Source organism: Mycobacterium sp. 852002-51971_SCH5477799-a, from assembly GCF_001667145.1.
Classification (GTDB): domain Bacteria; phylum Actinomycetota; class Actinomycetes; order Mycobacteriales; family Mycobacteriaceae; genus Mycobacterium.
Genome location: NZ_LZIF01000035.1, coordinates 22540 through 41282 on the forward strand (window position 1 = coordinate 22540; position 18743 = coordinate 41282).

Below are 18743 nucleotides of genomic sequence, written 5' to 3' on the forward strand. Positions count from 1 at the left end.
GGTGGCAAACCCGTAGCCGGCGAACCCCACAGCCGGATCATATCGTCTCCGCGGCGCCATCGTTGCTGGCTGACCACCGCGTCGTGCGCCCGTTGCCCGGCAGACAGTATGCATACTATGTATGATCACTGCGCGAACCGGAGGCTCCGGCGCGACAGAGAGGCCGACCGATGCAGTACGACACGGTGATCGCGAACGGGCGCTGGTTCGACGGGACGGGCGCGCCGTCGGCTCTACGGAACATCGGCGTGCGGGACGGGCGGGTGGTCACCATCGCCCAGGGGCCACTCGACACGACGGGCGCCCAGGTCATCGACGCCACCGGGCAGTGGGTCATTCCGGGCATCATCGACATCCACACCCACTACGACATCGAAACACTCTGTGAGCCGGGGCTTTCCGAATCGCTGCGACACGGGGTGACGACCGTGATGCTGGGCTCCTGCTCGCTGTCCACTGTCTACCTGGACAACGTCGACGCGGGCGACATCTTCGGCCGCGTCGAGGCGATTCCGCGGCGCTATGTCATCGAGCACCTCGACGAAGCCCGATCATGGAACAGTCCAAGGGAATACGTCGCCGCACTCGAACAGCTGAACCTCGGCCCCAACATCGCGGCGTTCATCGGTCACTCCGACATGCGCGCCGCGACGATGGGGTTGGACCGGGCGACGCGCAAGGACACCCGCCCGTCGGCGGCGGAGCTGGCGCGGATGGAGGCGATGCTCGAAGACGCTCTCGACGAAGGCTTCGTCGGCATGTCATCGCAGCAACTGCTGTTCGACAAGCTCGACGGCGAGGTCTGTCGATCGCGCACCCTGCCGTCGACCTACGCCAAGCCGCGCGAGCTCCGGCGCCTGAACGCAATCCTGCGGCGGCGCAACAAGATTCTGCAGTCGGGGCCCGACATCAAGAACCCGTTGTCGATAATTTCTCAACTGGCCACCTCGCTCGGGGCGGGACGCCGGCGGTTGAAGACCAGCTTGCTGTCGGCCGCTGACGTCAAGTCGCTGCCACCGGTCATCTACCTCATGGAGTGGCTCGGCCGCTTGGTCAATGCGTTCGGCGCGGATTTCCGCTGGCAGCATCTGCCGGTGCCGTTCGAGGTCTACGCCGACGGGATATCGCTGGTGATCTTCGAAGAGTTCGGTTCGGGCGCAGCGGCGCTGCATCTGCAGGATGAGATCGCCCTCAACGAGCTGATGCGCGACGAAGACTACCGGCGTCAGTTTCGCAAGGACTACGACCAGAAATACGGACCCAGGGTGTGGCATCGCGACTTCTTCGACGCCGACATCGTGGCGTGCCCGGACGAATCGGTGGTCGGTAAGTCCTTCGGGCAGGTGGGTCTGGATCGCGGCGGGTTACATCCGGTCGACGCCTTCCTCGATCTGGTGCTCGAGCACGGCGACAAGCTGCGCTGGCGCACCACGATCTCCAACCACCGGCCCGAAATGCTCAAGAAGCTCGCCCAAAGCGCAGGCGTGCAGATGGGGTTCTCGGACGCGGGTGCGCACTTGCGCAACATGGCGTTCTACAACTCGGGCCTGCGCCTGTTGCGCCACGTGCGCGACGCCGAGAGGCAAGGCACGCTGTTCATGTCGATCGAGCGCGCCGTGCACCGGCTTACCGGTGAGCTCGGTGCGTGGTACGAGATCGACGCCGGCACGCTGCGTGACGGCGACCGCGCCGACATCGTGGTCATCAATCCCGACAAGCTCGACGAATCGCTCGACCGCTACGCCGAGCATCCGGTCCAGTCCTACGGCGGGTTGTCGCGGATGGTCAACCGCAACGACGACACCGTCACGGCGGTCCTGGTGTCGGGGAAACTCGCCTTCGGCGCAGGCAAGGCATCGCCGGAGCTGGGCCGGCAGCGATTCGGTGAATTCCTCCGGGCCGGCAGCCCGGCGCGACATCCGGCCCACACCGGTTAGCCGCACCTATTGCGCTGGGGTGCTGCGACATTCATGCCACTGACGCACCCAGGATGAGGTTGACCGCCTCGTCGAGTTGCCCGGAGATCTCGGCGAAGCTGATGAATCGAGCGGTCATCAGCGCGCCGGAGAAGGTCATCTGCAGCGTGGATTTCACGGCTCGGGGCCAGCCTGGACCGAGCGCGGCACCGATCCGCTTGGCCACTTCCTCGCCGATTTGTTCACGAAGCGGTGCGACCGCCGGATCGTCGGCCATCAGCGCGGCGCCACAGGCGGCGGTCAGCTCCGGCTCATCCGCGACGACGACCGCCATGTCCCGCAGCGTGGCGCTGACCCGGGTCTTGGTCGAGTCGTTGACATCGGTATGTAGTGGCAGGTCGCGCAGGAAGCGCAGATACACGGCCGCGACGAGCGCGCTTTTCGAGGGAAAGTAGGTGTAGGCGCTGGCCGGCGATACCCCGGCGCGAGTCGCGACTGCGCGCATCGTGAGGTTCGCGTACGACGATTCCCGCAGCTCCGCCAATCCGGCATCGAGGACCTTGCGAATGGTCTGCCCGGGTCGGCGATCCGACCGGCGAGCCGCGGCTGATTTGCCGGCAACGACCGGGAAAGACGCATCTTTAGACACCCGTCCAGTGTAGGAACGCGGCGCGGCGCCAACAACCGCGTCCATCGCGGGTCGGGCCGCCTCTGCGCGGACGCGGGTGCCCTTTTTACAGACAACTGTCTAAAACGGGACTGGCTGTCATCGGACGCGCGTCGTTCTAGAGTGGCGCTCATGGGCGCAGCGGACCGGCATAGCTGGGACGAACGGTACGCGGCGAAGGGGCCGCCACCGTTGAGTTCGGTTGCCCCGCCGTCCGCATTTGCCGGCCACGCGGATCTGTTTCCCACGGCCGGCAGGGCTCTCGACCTGGCCTGCGGACAGGGGACCGGCGCGGTCTGGCTGGCCGCGCGCGGCATGCAGGTACTGGGACTGGACGTCTCCCCGGTGGCCATCTGCCACGCGCGCGAACTGGCCCAATGTGCCGGGGTGGGCGACCGCTGTCGTTTCGACGTCGTCGATCTCGATGGTGGCCTGCCGGCGGGGGCGCCGGTCGAGGTCATCGTCTGCTGCAAGTTCCGGGACCCTCGCCTCGACCGGGCGATCATCGAACGACTGTCGCCGGGCGGGCTGCTGGCGGTCACCGCACTCAGTGAGGTCGGGGCCAGCCCTGGTGCCTTCCGCGTCGCGGCCGGCGAGCTACCCGCAGCCTTCGCCGGCCTGGACTTGATCGACGCTGACGAAGGTGGCGGTCAGGCGTGGCTGCTGGCCCGGCGATGACGCGGTCTAACCGGCATTCCCTTGCGCTCGGCTCGAGCGGCGACGATCCGGCCGTCGTCCAGGCGCCCCTGTGCGGTGCGACATCGCCGATTCGGTGGGGGTGGGATTGGTCCGCGGCGACCTGCTGGTCCGGCGGCGCCGCTGCCCGCCCGAGTTGGCCCGATGCTGCGCAGGCGCCTGCGAGGGCGCCCGGACGGGTGCGGGGGCCTGGTAGGGCGCGACCTCGCCCACGAGCGCTTGCACCGCGGCCGACGCCGCGGTCACTTGCTGAGGGGCGACCTTGATGCCGGCCTTGCGCATCAACGCCTGGGTGTCGTGGCGCTGCTCGGGCAGCACGACGGTGACGACGTCGCCGGCGCTCCCCGCCCGCGCGGTGCGCCCGGACCGGTGCAGATAGGACTTGTGCTCCGCGGGCGGGTCGATGTGCACGACTAGCTCGACCTCGTCGACGTGCACCCCGCGCGCTGCGATGTCGGTTGCCACCAGCACCCGGGCGCCACCAGAGGCGAACATCGCGAGGTTGCGCTCGCGCGCGGGCTGAGACAGGTTGCCGTGCAAGTCAACCGACGGAACGCCCGATTCGGTGAGCTGCCTGGCGAGCTTGCGCGCTTGATGCTTGGTGCGCATGAACAGGATCCGGCGTCCAGTGCCGGTTGCGAGCCGGTGCACAACCTCTTTCTTGGCATCGGCATTGGCGACGTGGAATACGTGATGGGTCATCTCGGATACCGGTGAGTTGGCCTCGTCGACCGAGTGCAGCACCTCGTTGCGGAGGAACCGCTTGACGAGTTTGTCGACGCCGTTGTCCAGGGTCGCCGAAAAGAGCAGCCGCTGACCGCCATTCGGAGTGGCGGCCAGGATGCGGGTGACGCCGGGCAGGAAGCCGAGATCGGCCATGTGGTCGGCTTCGTCGATGACGGTGATTTCGACCGCGTCGAGGCTGACCAGTCGCTGCTTCATCAGGTCCTCGAGCCGGCCCGGACAGGCGACCACGATGTCCACCCCGGACTTGAGGGCGGCGACCTGACGGCCTTGCGATACGCCGCCGAAGATCGTGGTGATCCGCAGGCCGCAGGCCGTCGCCAACGGCTCCAGCGTCGCTGTGATCTGCGTCGCTAACTCTCGGGTCGGCGCGAGCACCAACCCCGATGGCCGTGAGGGGCGCCGGGTTGCGTCCGACAGGCGGCTGACCAGCGGGATCGAGAAGGCTAGCGTCTTGCCACTGCCGGTCTTTCCGCGACCGAGCACGTCGCGCCCGGCGAGCGTGTCGGGCAGGGTCTCGACCTGGATCGGAAACGGGTGGGTGATGCCGCGCTGGGCGAGCGCATCGACCAGCGAAGCGCGCACGCCGAGGTCGGCAAAGGTTTTGTCGGTAGTCACTTTTCGGTGCCTTTCAGGCATCGGTCATGCCGGACCGGCAACGCGGTCGTCGCGAGCGGTTTTCGGCACAAGTTGGCGAGATTGCCGGAGGGCAAAATCGATCGCCGCGAGACAAGCTAGTGCGGGTGCACGGATCATCTGAACGTGGTGGTTGAGCCCGAATTCGGGGCAGCACCAGTGGGATGAAGAAGCGTTCCACGACGTAGTTGACATCAGGCTTTGAAGCCAACGTTGCTGTGAGCATAGCGCACCCCGCGCACAACCACGAGAAACCGCGCGGGAACTCCGGTGTGATGTGCGCCGCAGTGGAGCTCGCTCAGGATTCCAGCCTGGCCCGTACGGCGGCCAGCCTATCCTCGAGTTCGGATTCAGCGATGACACCGCGCGCAACGAGCGAGTGGGCCAACGCAACCAGTCGGTTCTCAGGATAGGGCAGTTCTGAGTAGACGGTCGCTGACAGCGCGTCCTCATCGTCGCGCAGGTCGACGAAACCGAGAACCTTTGCGCCGCACCGACTATGGTCAATTGCATCGCAAATTCCGTTTAGGCTCGTCTGCCAGGGCGGTACCGGGTTGTCGACCCCGTGTTCGGCCGCCATGCGGCTCCAGACCTGGTTGCGTTGAACGATTTTCGCCAGCGGTGCCACAGTGGAGTCCCCGATGGGGGGCGGGGGGTGCGCGGTGCTCATCGGTGTCTCACTGCTCTACGGGGTGGACGGCCGGACGCGTCTGCGTGATGACGTTGGTCGTCACTCCCGGCTTGGGCAACGCAACGCCGATCAGGCAATCGCGCGTGATGATCTCGACGAGCTGGTCTTCGGTCCAACCCTGCGTTCCGTCCGGACGAACGGGCATCACCATGAAGCGATGCTTCTGGTTGGAATCCTCCACCCGGATCTCGACGTCTTCCGGAAGGATCAGGCCGAATTCCGCGAGCACCTGTCGCGGCCAGCGCACGATGCGACGGCGATAGTTCGGCGTGCGGTACCACTCCGGCGAATTGCCCAGAATCGGGCGCGGGTAGCACGAGCACAACGTGCAGACGATGACATGATGCAACGTCGGAGTGTCTTCCAGCACATGCAAGGCGGTGAAGTCGCTCGGCGTTCCGAATCCGGTCGGTTCCAGCCAGTCGACGCCGACCTCCTTGCTGGCGGCGAGCGCATCCGAGCGCACCAACTCCTTGAAGTCGGGGTCGAGCCAGGCCCTGGCCACCAGGCGCGCCGCGGGAGTAGGGCCTATCTGTTCGGCGAATTCCGTGAAGCGGCGATGATCCTCGGCGGTGAAAATGCCCTTCTCGATGCACAATTCGCGAAGCGCGATCTCTAGGACTTCGAAATCGGTGATTTCGTCCACCATGGGGGCGGCGGTGCGCTCGTGGTCGTGCTCGTGGGCCGTCATGCTCATGTCCTTTCCGGCGCTATTCGGCCGATGCGAGCCACCGTTCGGGGATCTCGGTCTGCAACGTGTCGTTGTCGGGTCCGGTGTAGCCATGCCATAACTCGGAGAGGGTGAACCGGACGATGTAGAACCACTCGGGTTGTTGGTCAGCCCCGTCCCAGGTCTCGTCCTCGGCGGCGGGGCTTTCGTATGAAACGACCGCGACCTCGCCCGTCGCGCCGCGCACATACTCCTGCGTGCGGGTGTAGAGCAACACGGGCAGCTCGCGCACCACGACCTTGTCGCCGACGTTGAATTTTGGCGTGCCGGCCTGCCCGGCGTACACCTGTGGATCACCCTTGCCGACAGCGTGCCGGTGGTGCCGGTTGCGAGTGACCGCGGCGGGGTCGCCTTCGGACTTGGGCCTGGCCTCCAGAGGTGTCATGCCTTTCTCGTAGCGGGTCTTGACCTCGGCCATGCGTTCGGCCAATTCACTGAGGCCGATGTGATGTTTTTCGGCGAGGACGCGCGCGACCGCCAGCAACCACCGGCCGTAGTAGGGGAGTCCGAGGTAGATGGTGCGGCCTAGGTCGACGTTGCCCATCCGCCGCCGCTCCTCGGACACCCAGATCCCACGCCAGCCGAGCACCTCACACATGACGTAGGTGTTGTGCTCCCAAATCTCATACTGCTTGTTCTCGAATTCGATGGGAGCGTCCGGCTCACCGCCGACGTCGTGGGGAGTCTTGACATAGGCGTTGAAGCGTTCGTGGTCAATGAGATCCGGTGTGGGAGCGTCCGGGAGTTCGGGGTAGGAGGATTGCAGCCGGGCCACCAGGTCCAGCTGTGCCGCTCGATCCGACGGAGTAGTCATCACAACTCCATTCGTCATGGAATGGGCCAGCGCCTCCATACACTTCACTCCCCGCGCGGACATTGCGCAACCGCAAAGCGAATTCGGAGAATAGATCTCCGGTAGTGTCACCATGATGGAGCGGCGCGTCCTGGAAGCGGTCATTTATGAGCGCGAACCGCCGATTGCGCGGATCATTCTGAATCGGGTGGACAAGGCCAACACCAAGGACGCCGTCCTGGTCGGCGAGGTCGACGGCTGCCTGCACGAGGCCGACCGTGACAAGGACATCAAGGTCGTCATTCTCAAGGCGAACGGCAAGGGGTTTTGCGGCGGCCATGTGGCGCGCTGGGGTCCGGACGAAAACCCGTACCCAGATTTCGGGGACACATTCGAGGACCTTTACAAGGGCACCGCTGATTTGTTTTTGTGGCCCACGCTGTACCTGTGGGAGTTCCCCAAGCCGACGATCTCGCAAATCCACGGTTATTGCATGGGTGGCGGGATCTATCTCGGCTTGCTGACCGACTTCTGCGTCGCCTCCGAGGACGCGTATTTCCAGATGCCACTGGCTCAAAGCCTCGGCGAGCCCGGCGGGCACACGATGATCGAGCCGTGGCTGTTGATGAATTGGCATCGCACCATGGACTGGCTGCTGCTGGCGCCGACCCTGTCCGCGCAGCAGGCCCTCGATTGGGGCCTGCTCAACAAGGTGGTGCCGCGCGACGACCTCGAGGACACCGTGGAGGAGATGGCGCGCAGGATCGCCCAAATCCCGTTGACTACGCTGATGGCGGTCAAGAACAACGTGAAGCGCGCGTGGGAATTGATGGGCATGCGGGTGCATCTGCAGGTCAGTCACATCTTGACGAACATGGTCGGTGCGGCGTCCGACGTGCAGGCGCGCCGGGCGGAGTTGATGCAGTCGGGCATGAAGCCGCGGGACTTCGTCGACCGCGACGAGAAGGATTGCCCGCCAACGTGAAATGAGGTTCATGCTCGGCGGGAGTGCCCGCCTAGCGGCCCATCTCGCCCGCGATCCTGCGCCCTGCCGCATGGCGCGCGGCGACGTAACCGAACACCATGGAACTGGCGATGCTCGCCCCGGCGCCGGGATACGTCCGCCCCATCACGGTCGCGGTGGTGTTGCCGGTGGCGTACAAGCCCTCGATCACTCGATCCTGTTCGTCGAGCACCTGGGCGTGCTCGTTGGTGACGACGCCGCCGCACGTCCCGACATCGGCGGGCAGCACCCTGGTGGCGTAATACGGTGCGGTGTCAAGGGGTCCGATGGCGGCGTTCGGACGATACCCGGGGTCGCCCAGGCAGTCGTTGTAGGCCGACTGGCCGCGGCCGAAATCGGGATCCAGCCCCTTGGTCGCGAACCGGTTGAATCGCTGGACCGTGCTCACCAGTTCGTCGGCGGGAAGGTCGATTTCGCGGGCGAGGTCGGTAAGCGTGGCGGCCCGCTTGACGGCGCCGGACTCGATCAGCTCGGGGGGCAGCGGCTGGTTTCGCTTCAGCGGATTGGCGCTCGTGACGTACCTGCGCACATACCCCTCGTCGAAGATCATCCAGCACGGCACGGCCTTGTTCGCATACATCGCTTTGCCGACCTCGACGTAGGAGTTGGACTCGTTACAGAACCTCCGGGCGGTCGAGTCGACATAGATGGCCCCCGGACGCTGGCGCCCGGATCCCAGGGACGCGGCGACGGCACCGCCGTTGGCGATGAAAACCGAAGGCAGCCACCAGGCCTCGTCCAACAGGTCAGTCTTGGCGCCAAGCCGCATCGCCGCCTCGAGCACCTCACCGGTGTCGCCGGCGTTGGCGATCGACCACTTCCCTTCGTTGGGCTGGTCACCGCTGTAGCGGCGGCGCATTTCTGCGTTGTGGCCGAACCCGCCCGCGGCCAACAGCACCCCCTTGCGGGCCTCGACATTCAACGGCTTCCCGTCGCGGACAAGACGCACGCCGACCACTCGGCCGTCATCGACGACCAGATCCGTCATCGCCGCATCAGTCCACAGCGGGGGATTGCCGTCGCTGAGATCGATCAGCGCCTTGAGCATTTGTGCGATCAGCGATGCGCCGTTGGTGAGGATTTGACGTCGCCTGACCCGCGCCATCGCGGTGCGCAGGAATACTTGCGCTGCGACGGCGAAGGCGCGTGGCGCGCGGTTGAAATACTGGACGGACCGTAACTCGTTGGTCAGCACCACGTATCCGTAGTTCCTGGCCAGCGGCGGCTGCACCTTGTCGCTCCAGGTGCCGAGCTTCGCGGCGTCAAAGGGAATTCCCTCGACGGCGCGGCCGGAGGCGTTGCCGCCCTTGTGGTTCGGGTAGTAGTCGCTCCAGCCCGCACACCGGATCAGTTGGATCCCTTTGCGGGTGAGGAAGTTGATCATTTCGAAGCCCGCCGTCAGGAACATCTCGCGGCGCTCGGGCGAAGATGGGGCGCCGATGTCACCGACCACGTCGGCCAGATAAGCCAGGCCGTCCTCGTGCGAGTCCGCGATGCGGTCGACCCGCATCAGCGGGTTGTTCGGCAGCCAGACGATGCCGCCCGACAGCCCTGTCGAACCGCCGACCAATGGCTGCTTTTCGACGATCAGCGGTTCGAGTCCGCAGTCCAGTGCGGCCAGCCCGGCGACCATGCCGCCCCCGCCGCTGCCCGCGATGACCAGGTCCGCGGAGCGGTCCCATCGGGTGCTCATGGTGCCTCCGAGCCGAACCCGAGATCGGCGATCGGTACATCGATGGTGGTGTTCGTCTTCTGGATGGCGGGCAGCAGGGTGTCGTACGGAAGGCCGGCCAGGAAACCGTCGATGACCCGTTCGAAGTTCGAGATCAGTCCCTCGATCTGGTCGGACAACCGCATGAATTCAAAGCCCTTGGAGTGCAGGCCTTTCTGTTGTCTCGGTAGATTGGAGAAATCCTGGGCGGGGATGGGCGGCCAGCGCGGATCATCGGGAGCCATGGGTTCCGGAGGTATGGGTTTGCCGGCCGACGCATCCGCCGGATAACGGGTGAGCGACCAGATCTCGAACAGCGTCTCCTCGGGACCCAGCGGGCGAATGCGATACGAGGATGCGCTGCTGTAGGTCGGCAGGATGAAGTGGTGCGGGAAGGCGAATCCGATCGCGTCGGTGATTCCGCGCCGGTCCAGGTCGTTGAGGTCGGGCATGCCGCTGCCACGGGCGCGGTGCCAGTTGACGACGGCATCGTTGAGGGCGCTGCGCCACACCGCCATCGCCCCGGCCGGGTCGGCAGGCAACTCGATGTTCTGCAGGCCCTCGGCGATGCGGATGTCGTTTTCATGCGTCATACCGCCCATGCCGTCGCCGAGGGTGCGCATGAAATACAGGCTGCTTGCGACGACGGGATGCACTGCCGCGGAAGGCTCGCCGGTCTGCGCGGACGGCAGCAGCTGCGGGTGGGTCTGCGGGACGTGGTAGCCCTCCATGAACGCCGCCGTCGCCAACTTCCAATTCACCGGCAGCCGGCACGATTGCCACCACTCCACGCGCAGCGAATCCACCTGCCACGCATCGTAGGTCGACGCGAACGGCTCCATCCAGTCACGCAACGGCGGTGCGTCGTCGTCCAAATTGATCCACGCGCAACCACCCCAGAGCTCACAGCGCACGGAGACCAACTCCAGGTCGTCTTTGCCCATGTTCTCGTCCGCGAACGCTTCGGGTCGCAGGACGAACGTGTTGCGGCCATCGATGCCCCAGCACCAGCCGTGAAATGGGCACACGAAGGTTCGCCGATTCCCGTTGCCTTCCACCAACTTCACCCCGCGGTGGCGGCAGGCGTTGTGGTAGGCCCGCACGTTGTGGTCGTCCACCCGGACGACGATGATCGACTCGTCGAGGATTTCGTATTCGACGAAATCGCCGGCTCTGGGGATCTCCTCGAGCCGGCAGGCCATCTGCCACACCCGTGGCCAGAACATCTCCGCCTCCAGCGCGAAGAACGCCGGATCGTAGTAGCGCTGCTTGGGGATTCGATCGACGGTCTGGACCGCCCACGGCACCGGTAGCGGCGTCCAGTTGACCCCCGCCCGGCGCGGCGGTTGCGCGTTGGAGATCTCGTTGCCCATTCCTATAGCCATCTCGTCATCCCTTGTGTCACATCACAAGATCCGCGATACTCGCCCCTGCCAGTAGCGGTCGCGGATGCGTCTCTTGTACAGCTTTCCGTTCGGGTCGCGCGGCAGGGAGTCGAATTCGACGGTGCGCGGGCACTTGTAGCCGGCCAGGTGAGTCCGGCAGTAGTCGACGAGTTCGGCCTCGAGCTCGGGTCCGGGCACCACGCCGTCGGCCGGCTGCACCACGGCCTTGACCTCTTCGCCGAATTCGTCGTTGGGAACCCCGAATACCGCGGCGTCGACCAGCTTCGGATGCATGACGAGCAGATTCTCCACCTCTTGCGGGTAGATGTTGACCCCGCCCGAGACGATCATGAAAGTCGAGCGGTCGGTGAGATACAGGAACCCGTCGCGGTCGACGTAGCCCATGTCGCCGAGCGATCGCCACCCGCGGTCGTTGTACACCGATGCGGTCTTGGCGGGGTCCTTGAAGTATTCGAAGTCGGGCCCACCCTCGAAGTACAGCTCGCCGCATTCGCCAACGGGAAGTTCTTGCCCGTCCTCGCCGAGCACGTGCACCGGGGCCATCGGAATCCCCACGGAGCCAGGATGGGCGAGCCATTCCTGCGGACCGATCGTCGTCCCCGCGAATCCCTCGGTGCCGCCGTAGTATTCGTGAATGATGGGTCCGAACCACTCCATCATCCGGTGCTTGACATCGACCGGGCAGGGCGCGGCCGCGTGAATGACGCACCGCAGGCTGGACACGTCGTAGCGTTCGCGAACCGCCACGGGCAACTTGAGCATCCGCACGAACATCGTCGGCACGAACTGCGCGTGGGTCACCCGGTGGGTCTCGATCAGACGCAACACGGCCTCGGCGTCGAACCTGCGCATGAGGATCGACGCAGCGCCTACCCGGTTGGCCGCCATGGTGTAGTTCACCCCCGCCGCGTGATACAGCGGCGCGGGGGACAGGTACACACTCGAGGAGGTCATGCCGTATTTGTGGATCAGCGCCATCTCGAGCACCGACTGTGCCCAGGACCCGTTGCCGTCGACGGGAAGCGGCCGTCGCACCGCCTTGGGTCGTCCGGTGGTGCCGGACGAATAGAGCATCTCCGATCCGTCCGAAACCGGTGGAGCGCCGCCCGCCGCCGCCAAAGCGTCTTCGTAGGATCGCCAGCCCGACAGGGGACCGCCGACGCAGAGATGCGCGACCAGGGCGGCGTTGGCATCGCGGATGTGCGCGGCCAGTTCGGGCATCGAGGCATCGACGAACACGGCCTTGGCGTCCGAGTCGTCGATGACGTAGCTGGCTTCGTCGGGGATGAAGTGGGTGTTGACCGCGGTGTAGTAGAGCCCGGAAAGCTGGGCGCCCCAGGTGATTTCGAAGAACTCCGGCCGGTTGGGCAGCATCAGCGCCACGCCATCGCCGCGGCGCAGCCCCGCGTCATGCAACGCGGCGGCCACCCGTTGGCTGCGCGCATACAGTTCGCCGAACGAGATCGTGCCGCCGTCGGTGATCAGCGCCGGCGACTGTGCGGCTGCGATCGCGTGATCGGCGATGTTCACCAGCGGTCCTAAGTTGTTGCGGCGCCGTCGGTCTGGGCGGCGGCCGCGGCCTGGCGGCGGGCCTGCTCGGAGGGCAGCACCTTGTCCTTGAACACCGTCTGGATCAGCTCCTGCACATCCTTGCTGATGGAGGCGAGCGCGACGAGATCGTTGGAGCTCTGCCAGTGCACCCGCATGCCCATCAGTTCCCAGGCGCGCTTCAGGTTGGCCTTGGTGGCCAGCAGGGTCGTCATCGGCGCCTGGGCGATGTGGCGGGCGATGGCCTCGACCCGGGCGTCGAGTTGGTCGCGTGGGACGACCTCATTGACCAGCCCGACGTCGAGAGCCTTCTTGGCATCGATCACCTCGGCGAGGTACAGGTAATACGCCGCGCGCCGCCAGTTCATGAACACCCAAGGCTCGATGGAGCATTCACCGGATGGCATGCCGAAACCCTGCAGGGGCGGGTAGGAGAAGTACGCATCCTCCGATGCGATGACGATATCGGTCGTCAGCCCGTAGTGGGTGCCGCCGCCCACGCAATACCCGTGCACCTGCGCGATGGTCGGTTTGGAGAATTCCCACAGGTTCAGGATCGGCTTGACGAAGAGGTCCGTCTGCGGTTTCCACGGCGTGCCCATCACTTTGGCGCCCTCGACGAACGACGGGTAGTCGACGGCGTTGTTGCCGATGGCGTGTCCCGAGCAGAAGCCCTTGCCGTTGGCCTTCATGATCAGCACTTTGATGTCGTAGTCGCGATCGGCGTCCAACAGCGCGGCGTCGACCTCTTCGGCCAGCTTCTGGTCCTGGGCGTTGGCCTTCTCCGGCCAGTTCAGCGTGACGCGGGCGATCGGGCCCTCTTTCTCGTAGATGATTCTCTCGCGGGTCTCGTTGAGATCCATCAGGCTTTACCTCTCCTCGTTATGACGTGATCACGCCGATTTCGGCGCCGATGTCGTAGGTGGTCCCGACCTGGCCCGTCCAGCTGACAGTGCCGGACGCTCCCGCTTCGATCTCCTGTTCCACCTTCTCGGTGGCGATCACGTAGATCGGCGTGCCCGCCTCGACGTGCTCACCGGCGCCCACGAGCAGTCCGGTGAGTTCGGCTTCGGAGACCGCCACCGAGACGCGGGGGATGCGAATGATGAAGTCAGCCATGCACGTTCGCTCCTGCACACGTGCGTTGGGCCGCTTCCACGATGCGCGCCGACGACGGATATACCTGTGCTTCGAGCGCCGCCGCGGCCGGGTTGGGCACGAACCGCGCGGCGACGCGCTCGATGGGCGCGGCGAGTTCACCGAACAACTCGGTGGACAGGATTGCGGCGACTTCGGCTCCTGGACCAGCGAATTGGACCGCGTCGTGCACGATGACGGCTCGGCGGGTCCGCCGGACGGACTCGACGATCGTTTCGACGTCCAGTGGCACCAGCGTGCGCAGGTCGATGACCTCGGCGCTGACGCCCCGCTCGGCCAGCGTGTCCGCGGCGGCGAGGGCGTCGTGCACGCAGCGCCCGTAGCCGATCAGACTCACATCGGTGCCGGACCGCTTGATGTCGGCCTGTCCCAGCGGGATGGAGAAGCCGGCGTCGGTGGGGACGGGTCCCTTCTTGCCCTGCAACCGAATGGTTTCGACGAACAGGCAGGGGTCGGGGTCGAAGATCGCCGATGTCAGCAGGCCTTTCCCGTCGCGCGGGGTGGACGGCACGATCACCTTCATGCCGGGGATGTGCATGAACCACGCCTCCAGGCTCTGCGAATGCGTCGCGCCGGTGGCCAGCCCCGCGTAGACCTGGGTGCGAACGGTGATCGGCGCCGACGTGCGCCCGGCGGTCATGAACCGCAGTTTCGCGGCGTTGTTGATCAGCTGGTCCGCCGCGATGCCGATGAAATCCATGATCATGATCTCGGCGACCGGCAGCAACCCGTCGATGGCGGCACCGATGGCCGCGCCCAGGATCGCGGCCTCCGAGATCGGGGTGTCGAGAACGCGTTCGTGGCCGTACTTGGTGGACAGCCCCGCTGTCGGACCGGACGCGCCGGGGTCGGCGATGTCTTCACCGAGCAGGAATACCCGTTCGTCGGCCGCGAGCGCCTGATCCAGCGCGAGGTTCAGCGCCTCGCGCATCGTCATCTCTGTGTCGCCCATCGCCAAATCCTCAGACCGGGAACCGGATTGCCGTCGCGTACACGTCTCGGTCGAGTTCGTCCGCCGTCGGTGGATCCGCGCTCATCACCGCCTGCAGGGCTGATTCCACCGTCGCCAGTGCCTCGTCGTCGATGCGGGCGAGTTCGTCTTCGCCACACACGCCGGTGCCGGCAAGGTGGCGCCGGAAGCGTGGCACCGGGTCTGCGGCCATCGCCGCTTCGAGTTGTTCGGGAGGTATGTACGGCATCCGGTCGCCGAAATAGTGGCCGCGGAAGCGGAATGTCACGCACTCGATGAGGGTGGGCCCGGTGCCGCCGCGGGCCCGCTGCAGCGCCGCGTCGAGTGCGGCCTTCACCGCCAGCGGGTCGTTACCGTCGACGCGCACCCCCGGCATCCCGTAACCGGCGGCCCGGTCGGCCACCCGCTCGAGTTTCATGGTGTCGCGGGTTGCTGTCATCTCGGCGTACAGGTTGTTCTGGCAGACCAAAACGATGGGCAGGTCCCAGAGCGCGGCCATGTTGGCCGCCTCATGGAAGGAACCGGTGTTGGTGGCACCGTCACCGAAGCTGACGACGGTGACGCGGTCGAGCCCCTTGCGCTTGGCGGCCAGCGCCAGCCCAACGGCCACCGGCGGTCCGGCTCCGACGATGCCGGTCGAAAGCATCACGCCGGCCTCGGGTTTGGCGATATGCATGGTGCCGCCCTTGCCCCGGCTCGCGCCGACCGTCCGGCCCATCATTTCACCGTAGATCTCCTCCAGCGGCACTCCCTTGCCGATGAGGTCATGCAATCCGCGATAGGTGGTCACCAGCTGATCGTCGGGCCGCAGCGCGACACCCATCGCGGCGGCGATCGCCTCCTGGCCGCGCGACGGCCAGTACACGCACATGAACTCGCCGGTGCTGATCCCTTTGGACAGCCGGTCGTCGGCCGCCTTCATCAGCACCATGAGCGCGTACAGGTGCCGTTGCATCGAGTGCTCGTCGGTCATCGCGCAGTCCCGTTGTGGTGCAACCCGATCGGTGACACTGCCGTCATGCGCCCGACCACGGCTTGACCTTGAGGAAACCGCCGCCGTCCACCCGGAGTTGCTGGCCGGTGATATAGCGGGCGGCGTCGGATGCGAGGAACAGCACCGCCTCGCTGATGTCCTCGGGCTCGACGTAGGGGATCGGCATCGCCTGGACGAAGGGAAAGATGGGTTCGGCGTCCTCGCGGGTCGGCTCCTTCAGGTCGGGCCGGAAGGCACGGTACATCGGCGGGCTGTGCAACATGTCGGTGTTGACGTTCGTCGGATGCACCGCGTTCATCCGGATGGAGAACGGGGCGAGCGCCAGGGCGAAGTCGTTGACGTAGTGCGCGGCAGCCAGTTTCGCGAAGGCATACCCGGCTCCGCCGGGGCCGCCGTCGATGCCGGTGGTGTTCATCGACGACATGAAGGCGGCGTTGGAACCGATCACCACGATCGACGCGCCGGCCTCGAGGTGCTTGAGGCTGGCATGGACGAGGTTGAGCACGCCGACCAAATCCACGTCCACCGCGTCGGCGAAGGCCTTCGGTGGCAGGCCCGCGGTCAGTGGGCAGATCCCGGCGTTGGCCACCACGACATCGAGGTGGCCGAACTCGGCGACGCCTTCGTCGATGGCCGCGGACAGGGCGACGCGGTCGCGGACGTCGGCGATCGCGGTGTAGGCGCGCTGCCCCTCCTTTTCCACCAGCCGCGCCGTTTCATCCAGGTCCTCGGGGCGGGCCAGGGGATACTCATTGGTGTCGATGTCCGTGCAGAGGTCCACGGCAATGATGTCCGCGCCTTCGGCGGCCAGCATTCGCGCGTGGGAGCGGCCCTGACCGCGCGCGGCGCCACTGATCACGGCCACCTTGCCCGTTACCCTGCCCATCGCCCGTCCTTCGTCCGTGTGTCTACACCACGACCCGCATTGGGGCCCAACGCCATTCGCTGCATCGGCTGAGATTGCGGCGGGAATGAATCGACTGCTCGCCCCTCCGCACCGGATTACGGCACGCGGTCACCGCGGCGGGCGTCGAGCTGAGACCTTCCGTCGGCTCCATCGCATCTCTTCCACGAAAAACTGCGCTGACCTGCAGATGGGCTATCACTACGCCCAAGACTAGCTAGAATATCTAAAATAGCAAGGAATGGCCCCGACGAGGGAGTTGGCGATGTCTGGCGTGCACGAAGGAGTCCTTCAAGGTGTGCGAATTGTCGAATTGGCCTCGTGGACCTACGTGCCCTCTGCCGGTGCCGCCCTGTCGGACTGGGGTGCTGACGTCATCAAGGTGGAAGGCGTCGCCACGGGCGATCCCGGGCGCTCGCTGGTCGTCGGCGGGTTCACCCGGGAAGCGGCCCGCCCGGATGCCGACTTCATTCTCGAGCTGGGCAACCGCGGCAAGCGCAGCATCGCCATCGACATCAAATCGGAAACGGGTCGCGCGCTGTTCGGCCGGCTGTTGGCCAGTGCGGATGTGTTCTTGACCAATTGGCTGCCCGGCGCGCTCGAACGGGCCCGGCTGACCGTCGAGGACATCCGCTCGTTCAACCCGAAGATCATCATCGCGCGCGGGACCGGCCTGGGGGTCCGCGGTCCCGATCGCGATCGCGGCGGATTCGACGCCGCGACGTATCTGGCGCGCGGCGGGGTCGCCTACACACTCACGCCGTTCGGCAGCGAGACGCCCGCGGTCCAGGGGCCCGGCTTCGGTGACTTGCAGGGCGGGGCAACGCTGGCCGGTGGGGTGTGCGCGGCGCTGTTTCATCGGGAACGCACCGGCGAACCGGCCATCGTCGACTCCTCGCTGCTGGCGCAGGCGATGTGGTCGATAGCGCCGTCGATTTCGGCCGCCGACTTCTTCGATATCGATGGCATTCCGGGTGCCCCACCGGGCCTGGCCATCAATCCGCTCGTCAACCGGTACAAGACCAAAGACGGGCGGTGGATCCAGCTGGTGTTTTTACAGCCCGACAAATTCTGGGCGGGCTTCTGTCGGCGCATGGGCCTGGCGGAACTGGCCGACGATGAGCGATTCGTCCCGTCCGGCAACTTGATCGCCAATGCGGCGATGGCGACCGAGCTGCTGGCGAATACTTTCGCGCGTCACGACCTTGCGCATTGGCAGGCGGTGCTCGAGGACGAGCCCGGTGTGTGGGGCGCTCTGGCCACCCCGCGCGAAACCCTCAACGACCCGCAAGTCGAACCGAACGGGTACGTGGTCACCAACGTCGACGACCAAGGCGAGAAGTACCGAATCGTTGCCGCGCCAGTGCAATTCAACGAGACTCCACCGACCCCCGCGCGTGCCCCGGAGCACGGGCAGCATACTGAGGAGATCCTGTTGGAACTCGACATCGATTGGGACGACATCGCGAAGGCCAAGGCGGCCAAGGCGATTCTCTAGCACACCCGATGCATCCGACCAGCAATTAATTGCGCTGCTTCACAGCCTTTTTCGATACCGCGTGTCGCGAATTTCTTGATGAGCAACCGATTCCGAAACGGTCACGGCCGGGTCTCAATGTCAAGGGTGGACTGGCACAACACGGCGGATCCGCAAATCATTGGCCAGGGCGCCTTTTGGGGATTGCGGCCGCGACGAAGTGTACCGCACAAATTCCTGCCGCTATGCGAGTAGCGGTTTCGCAAGGGCGCAGCAGGAGGTATCACACAGCATGACGACGAACTGGGTCCCCGCCCAAACTTCTTGTGGCCCGAATTCCGGTCGCATCCTCGACACCGCGCGGGGCATTCTCATCGGCCTTCGCCGGTGTCCTTCCGACGCCGCCCTGGACGAATTGCACAGCGCCGCGATACGGCACAAGGTACCGGTATTCGCCATGGCGTGGGCACTGGTCCACCTGGCGGGCGACGGCGAGAAGACTCCCAGCTTCGTGGACGCGCAGTCCGCGGCCCGGCATGAGTGGGGTGCGCTGTTCAAATCCGCCGCCCTGACCTGCTGAGGCGCCAAGACGTTGGGGCGGCCGAGCTTCGAGGGGGTGCCCGGCCGCTCCAACTGAACACTCTCAACAGAGTTCGGACGCTGGCGCTTTGGGTTTTG

18 protein-coding genes are annotated in these 18743 nt (G+C 65.8%); 5 read left to right on the forward strand and 13 right to left on the reverse strand.

Going from position 1 to position 18743, the window contains the following annotated elements:
* Positions 1–170 precede the first annotated feature (170 nt).
* Entirely contained in the window at positions 171–1937 is a 1767-nt protein-coding gene (locus tag A5753_RS02910; RefSeq protein WP_067123216.1) for an amidohydrolase family protein, read from the forward strand.
* 31 nt (positions 1938–1968) lie between these two features.
* Here A5753_RS02910 and A5753_RS02915 read toward each other — a convergent pair whose 3' ends face one another.
* Positions 1969–2565, reverse strand: a complete 597-nt coding sequence (locus A5753_RS02915) for a TetR/AcrR family transcriptional regulator (protein ID WP_067123218.1) — start codon at positions 2563–2565, stop codon at positions 1969–1971.
* A 150-nt stretch (positions 2566–2715) separates the two neighbouring features.
* On the opposite strand from A5753_RS02915, the gene A5753_RS02920 reads away from it, so the two are divergent.
* Complete coding sequence (locus A5753_RS02920) at positions 2716–3261, forward strand: class I SAM-dependent methyltransferase (protein ID WP_067123221.1); 546 nt, start codon at positions 2716–2718, stop codon at positions 3259–3261.
* A gap of 6 nt (positions 3262–3267) precedes the next feature.
* Here the strand turns inward: A5753_RS02920 and A5753_RS02925 are convergent, their stop codons facing one another.
* The 4 genes from A5753_RS02925 to A5753_RS02940 form a co-directional block, all read right to left on the reverse strand.
* A complete protein-coding gene (locus A5753_RS02925) occupies positions 3268–4641 on the reverse strand; it encodes a DEAD/DEAH box helicase (protein WP_067123224.1) in 1374 nt (457 codons plus the stop codon).
* A 316-nt stretch (positions 4642–4957) separates the two neighbouring features.
* The gene (locus tag A5753_RS02930) at positions 4958–5329 is read right to left on the reverse strand and encodes a thiocyanate hydrolase (RefSeq protein ID WP_067123227.1); all 372 of its coding nucleotides are present in this window, start codon (positions 5327–5329) and stop codon (positions 4958–4960) included.
* Between the two features lie 7 nt (positions 5330–5336).
* The gene (scnC, locus tag A5753_RS02935; RefSeq protein ID WP_067123321.1) at positions 5337–6041 is read right to left on the reverse strand and encodes a thiocyanate hydrolase subunit gamma; all 705 of its coding nucleotides are present in this window, start codon (positions 6039–6041) and stop codon (positions 5337–5339) included.
* A 19-nt stretch (positions 6042–6060) separates the two neighbouring features.
* Positions 6061–6894 (reverse strand): SH3-like domain-containing protein, encoded by an 834-nt coding sequence (locus A5753_RS02940; RefSeq protein ID WP_067123323.1) that lies wholly within the window; start codon positions 6892–6894, stop codon positions 6061–6063.
* 115 nt (positions 6895–7009) lie between these two features.
* Between A5753_RS02940 and A5753_RS02945 the strand changes: the two genes are divergently transcribed.
* Positions 7010–7858, forward strand: a complete 849-nt coding sequence (locus A5753_RS02945) for an enoyl-CoA hydratase-related protein (protein ID WP_067123325.1) — start codon at positions 7010–7012, stop codon at positions 7856–7858.
* Positions 7859–7889: 31 nt separating this feature from the next.
* Here the strand turns inward: A5753_RS02945 and A5753_RS02950 are convergent, their stop codons facing one another.
* Genes A5753_RS02950 through A5753_RS02985 form a run of 8 tightly spaced genes read right to left on the reverse strand, consistent with a single transcriptional unit; the run spans position 7890 to position 16570 of the window.
* Positions 7890–9590, reverse strand: coding sequence for an FAD-binding protein (locus A5753_RS02950; RefSeq protein WP_067123230.1), 1701 nt, complete (start codon positions 9588–9590; stop codon positions 7890–7892).
* Positions 9587–10993, reverse strand: coding sequence for an aromatic ring-hydroxylating dioxygenase subunit alpha (locus A5753_RS02955; RefSeq protein WP_369829286.1), 1407 nt, complete (start codon positions 10991–10993; stop codon positions 9587–9589). The genes A5753_RS02950 and A5753_RS02955 overlap by 4 nt, the downstream gene beginning before the upstream one ends.
* 21 nt (positions 10994–11014) lie before the next feature.
* The gene (locus A5753_RS02960; protein WP_067123236.1) at positions 11015–12544 is read right to left on the reverse strand and encodes an acyl-CoA synthetase; all 1530 of its coding nucleotides are present in this window, start codon (positions 12542–12544) and stop codon (positions 11015–11017) included.
* Positions 12545–12552: 8 nt separating this feature from the next.
* Positions 12553–13425 carry an enoyl-CoA hydratase-related protein gene (locus A5753_RS02965; protein ID WP_067123238.1) on the reverse strand — a complete coding sequence of 291 codons (873 nt, stop codon included), beginning with the start codon at positions 13423–13425 and terminating at the stop codon, positions 12553–12555.
* Positions 13426–13444: 19 nt separating this feature from the next.
* Positions 13445–13681, reverse strand: a complete 237-nt coding sequence (locus A5753_RS02970) for a biotin/lipoyl-containing protein (RefSeq protein WP_067123242.1) — start codon at positions 13679–13681, stop codon at positions 13445–13447.
* Positions 13674–14672 carry an alpha-ketoacid dehydrogenase subunit beta gene (locus tag A5753_RS02975; RefSeq protein WP_067123245.1) on the reverse strand — a complete coding sequence of 333 codons (999 nt, stop codon included), beginning with the start codon at positions 14670–14672 and terminating at the stop codon, positions 13674–13676. The genes A5753_RS02970 and A5753_RS02975 overlap by 8 nt, the downstream gene beginning before the upstream one ends.
* Before the next feature lie 10 nt (positions 14673–14682).
* Entirely contained in the window at positions 14683–15663 is a 981-nt protein-coding gene (locus tag A5753_RS02980) for a thiamine pyrophosphate-dependent dehydrogenase E1 component subunit alpha (RefSeq protein WP_067123249.1), read from the reverse strand.
* Positions 15664–15706: 43 nt separating this feature from the next.
* The gene (locus tag A5753_RS02985; RefSeq protein WP_067123252.1) at positions 15707–16570 is read right to left on the reverse strand and encodes a mycofactocin-coupled SDR family oxidoreductase; all 864 of its coding nucleotides are present in this window, start codon (positions 16568–16570) and stop codon (positions 15707–15709) included.
* A 259-nt stretch (positions 16571–16829) separates the two neighbouring features.
* Here A5753_RS02985 and A5753_RS02990 point away from each other — a divergent pair, with 259 nt between their 5' ends.
* Together A5753_RS02990 and A5753_RS02995 are read left to right on the forward strand one after the other, a co-directional pair.
* Entirely contained in the window at positions 16830–18086 is a 1257-nt protein-coding gene (locus A5753_RS02990) for a CaiB/BaiF CoA-transferase family protein (protein ID WP_197694565.1), read from the forward strand.
* Between the two features lie 271 nt (positions 18087–18357).
* On the forward strand, positions 18358–18645 hold the full coding sequence (locus A5753_RS02995; protein ID WP_067123258.1) for an ANTAR domain-containing protein: 288 nt from the start codon (positions 18358–18360) through the stop codon (positions 18643–18645).
* The last annotated feature ends 98 nt before the right edge of the window (positions 18646–18743 follow it).

Coding starts and splice junctions, on each gene's coding strand:
- A5753_RS02990 (WP_197694565.1), top strand. CDS start 16,830: ATGGCCCCGACGAGGGAGTTGGCGATGTCTGGCGTGCACGAAGGAGTC.
- scnC (WP_067123321.1), bottom strand. CDS start 6,041: ATGACGGCCCACGAGCACGACCACGAGCGCACCGCCGCCCCCATGGTG.
- A5753_RS02975 (WP_067123245.1), bottom strand. CDS start 14,672: ATGGGCGACACAGAGATGACGATGCGCGAGGCGCTGAACCTCGCGCTG.
- A5753_RS02930 (WP_067123227.1), bottom strand. CDS start 5,329: ATGAGCACCGCGCACCCCCCGCCCCCCATCGGGGACTCCACTGTGGCA.
- A5753_RS02910 (WP_067123216.1), top strand. CDS start 171: ATGCAGTACGACACGGTGATCGCGAACGGGCGCTGGTTCGACGGGACG.
- A5753_RS02985 (WP_067123252.1), bottom strand. CDS start 16,570: ATGGGCAGGGTAACGGGCAAGGTGGCCGTGATCAGTGGCGCCGCGCGC.
- A5753_RS02955 (WP_369829286.1), bottom strand. CDS start 10,993: ATGGCTATAGGAATGGGCAACGAGATCTCCAACGCGCAACCGCCGCGC.
- A5753_RS02940 (WP_067123323.1), bottom strand. CDS start 6,894: ATGACTACTCCGTCGGATCGAGCGGCACAGCTGGACCTGGTGGCCCGG.
- A5753_RS02995 (WP_067123258.1), top strand. CDS start 18,358: ATGACGACGAACTGGGTCCCCGCCCAAACTTCTTGTGGCCCGAATTCC.
- A5753_RS02945 (WP_067123325.1), top strand. CDS start 7,010: ATGGAGCGGCGCGTCCTGGAAGCGGTCATTTATGAGCGCGAACCGCCG.
- A5753_RS02950 (WP_067123230.1), bottom strand. CDS start 9,590: ATGAGCACCCGATGGGACCGCTCCGCGGACCTGGTCATCGCGGGCAGC.
- A5753_RS02965 (WP_067123238.1), bottom strand. CDS start 13,425: ATGGATCTCAACGAGACCCGCGAGAGAATCATCTACGAGAAAGAGGGC.
- A5753_RS02980 (WP_067123249.1), bottom strand. CDS start 15,663: ATGACCGACGAGCACTCGATGCAACGGCACCTGTACGCGCTCATGGTG.
- A5753_RS02920 (WP_067123221.1), top strand. CDS start 2,716: ATGGGCGCAGCGGACCGGCATAGCTGGGACGAACGGTACGCGGCGAAG.
- A5753_RS02970 (WP_067123242.1), bottom strand. CDS start 13,681: ATGGCTGACTTCATCATTCGCATCCCCCGCGTCTCGGTGGCGGTCTCC.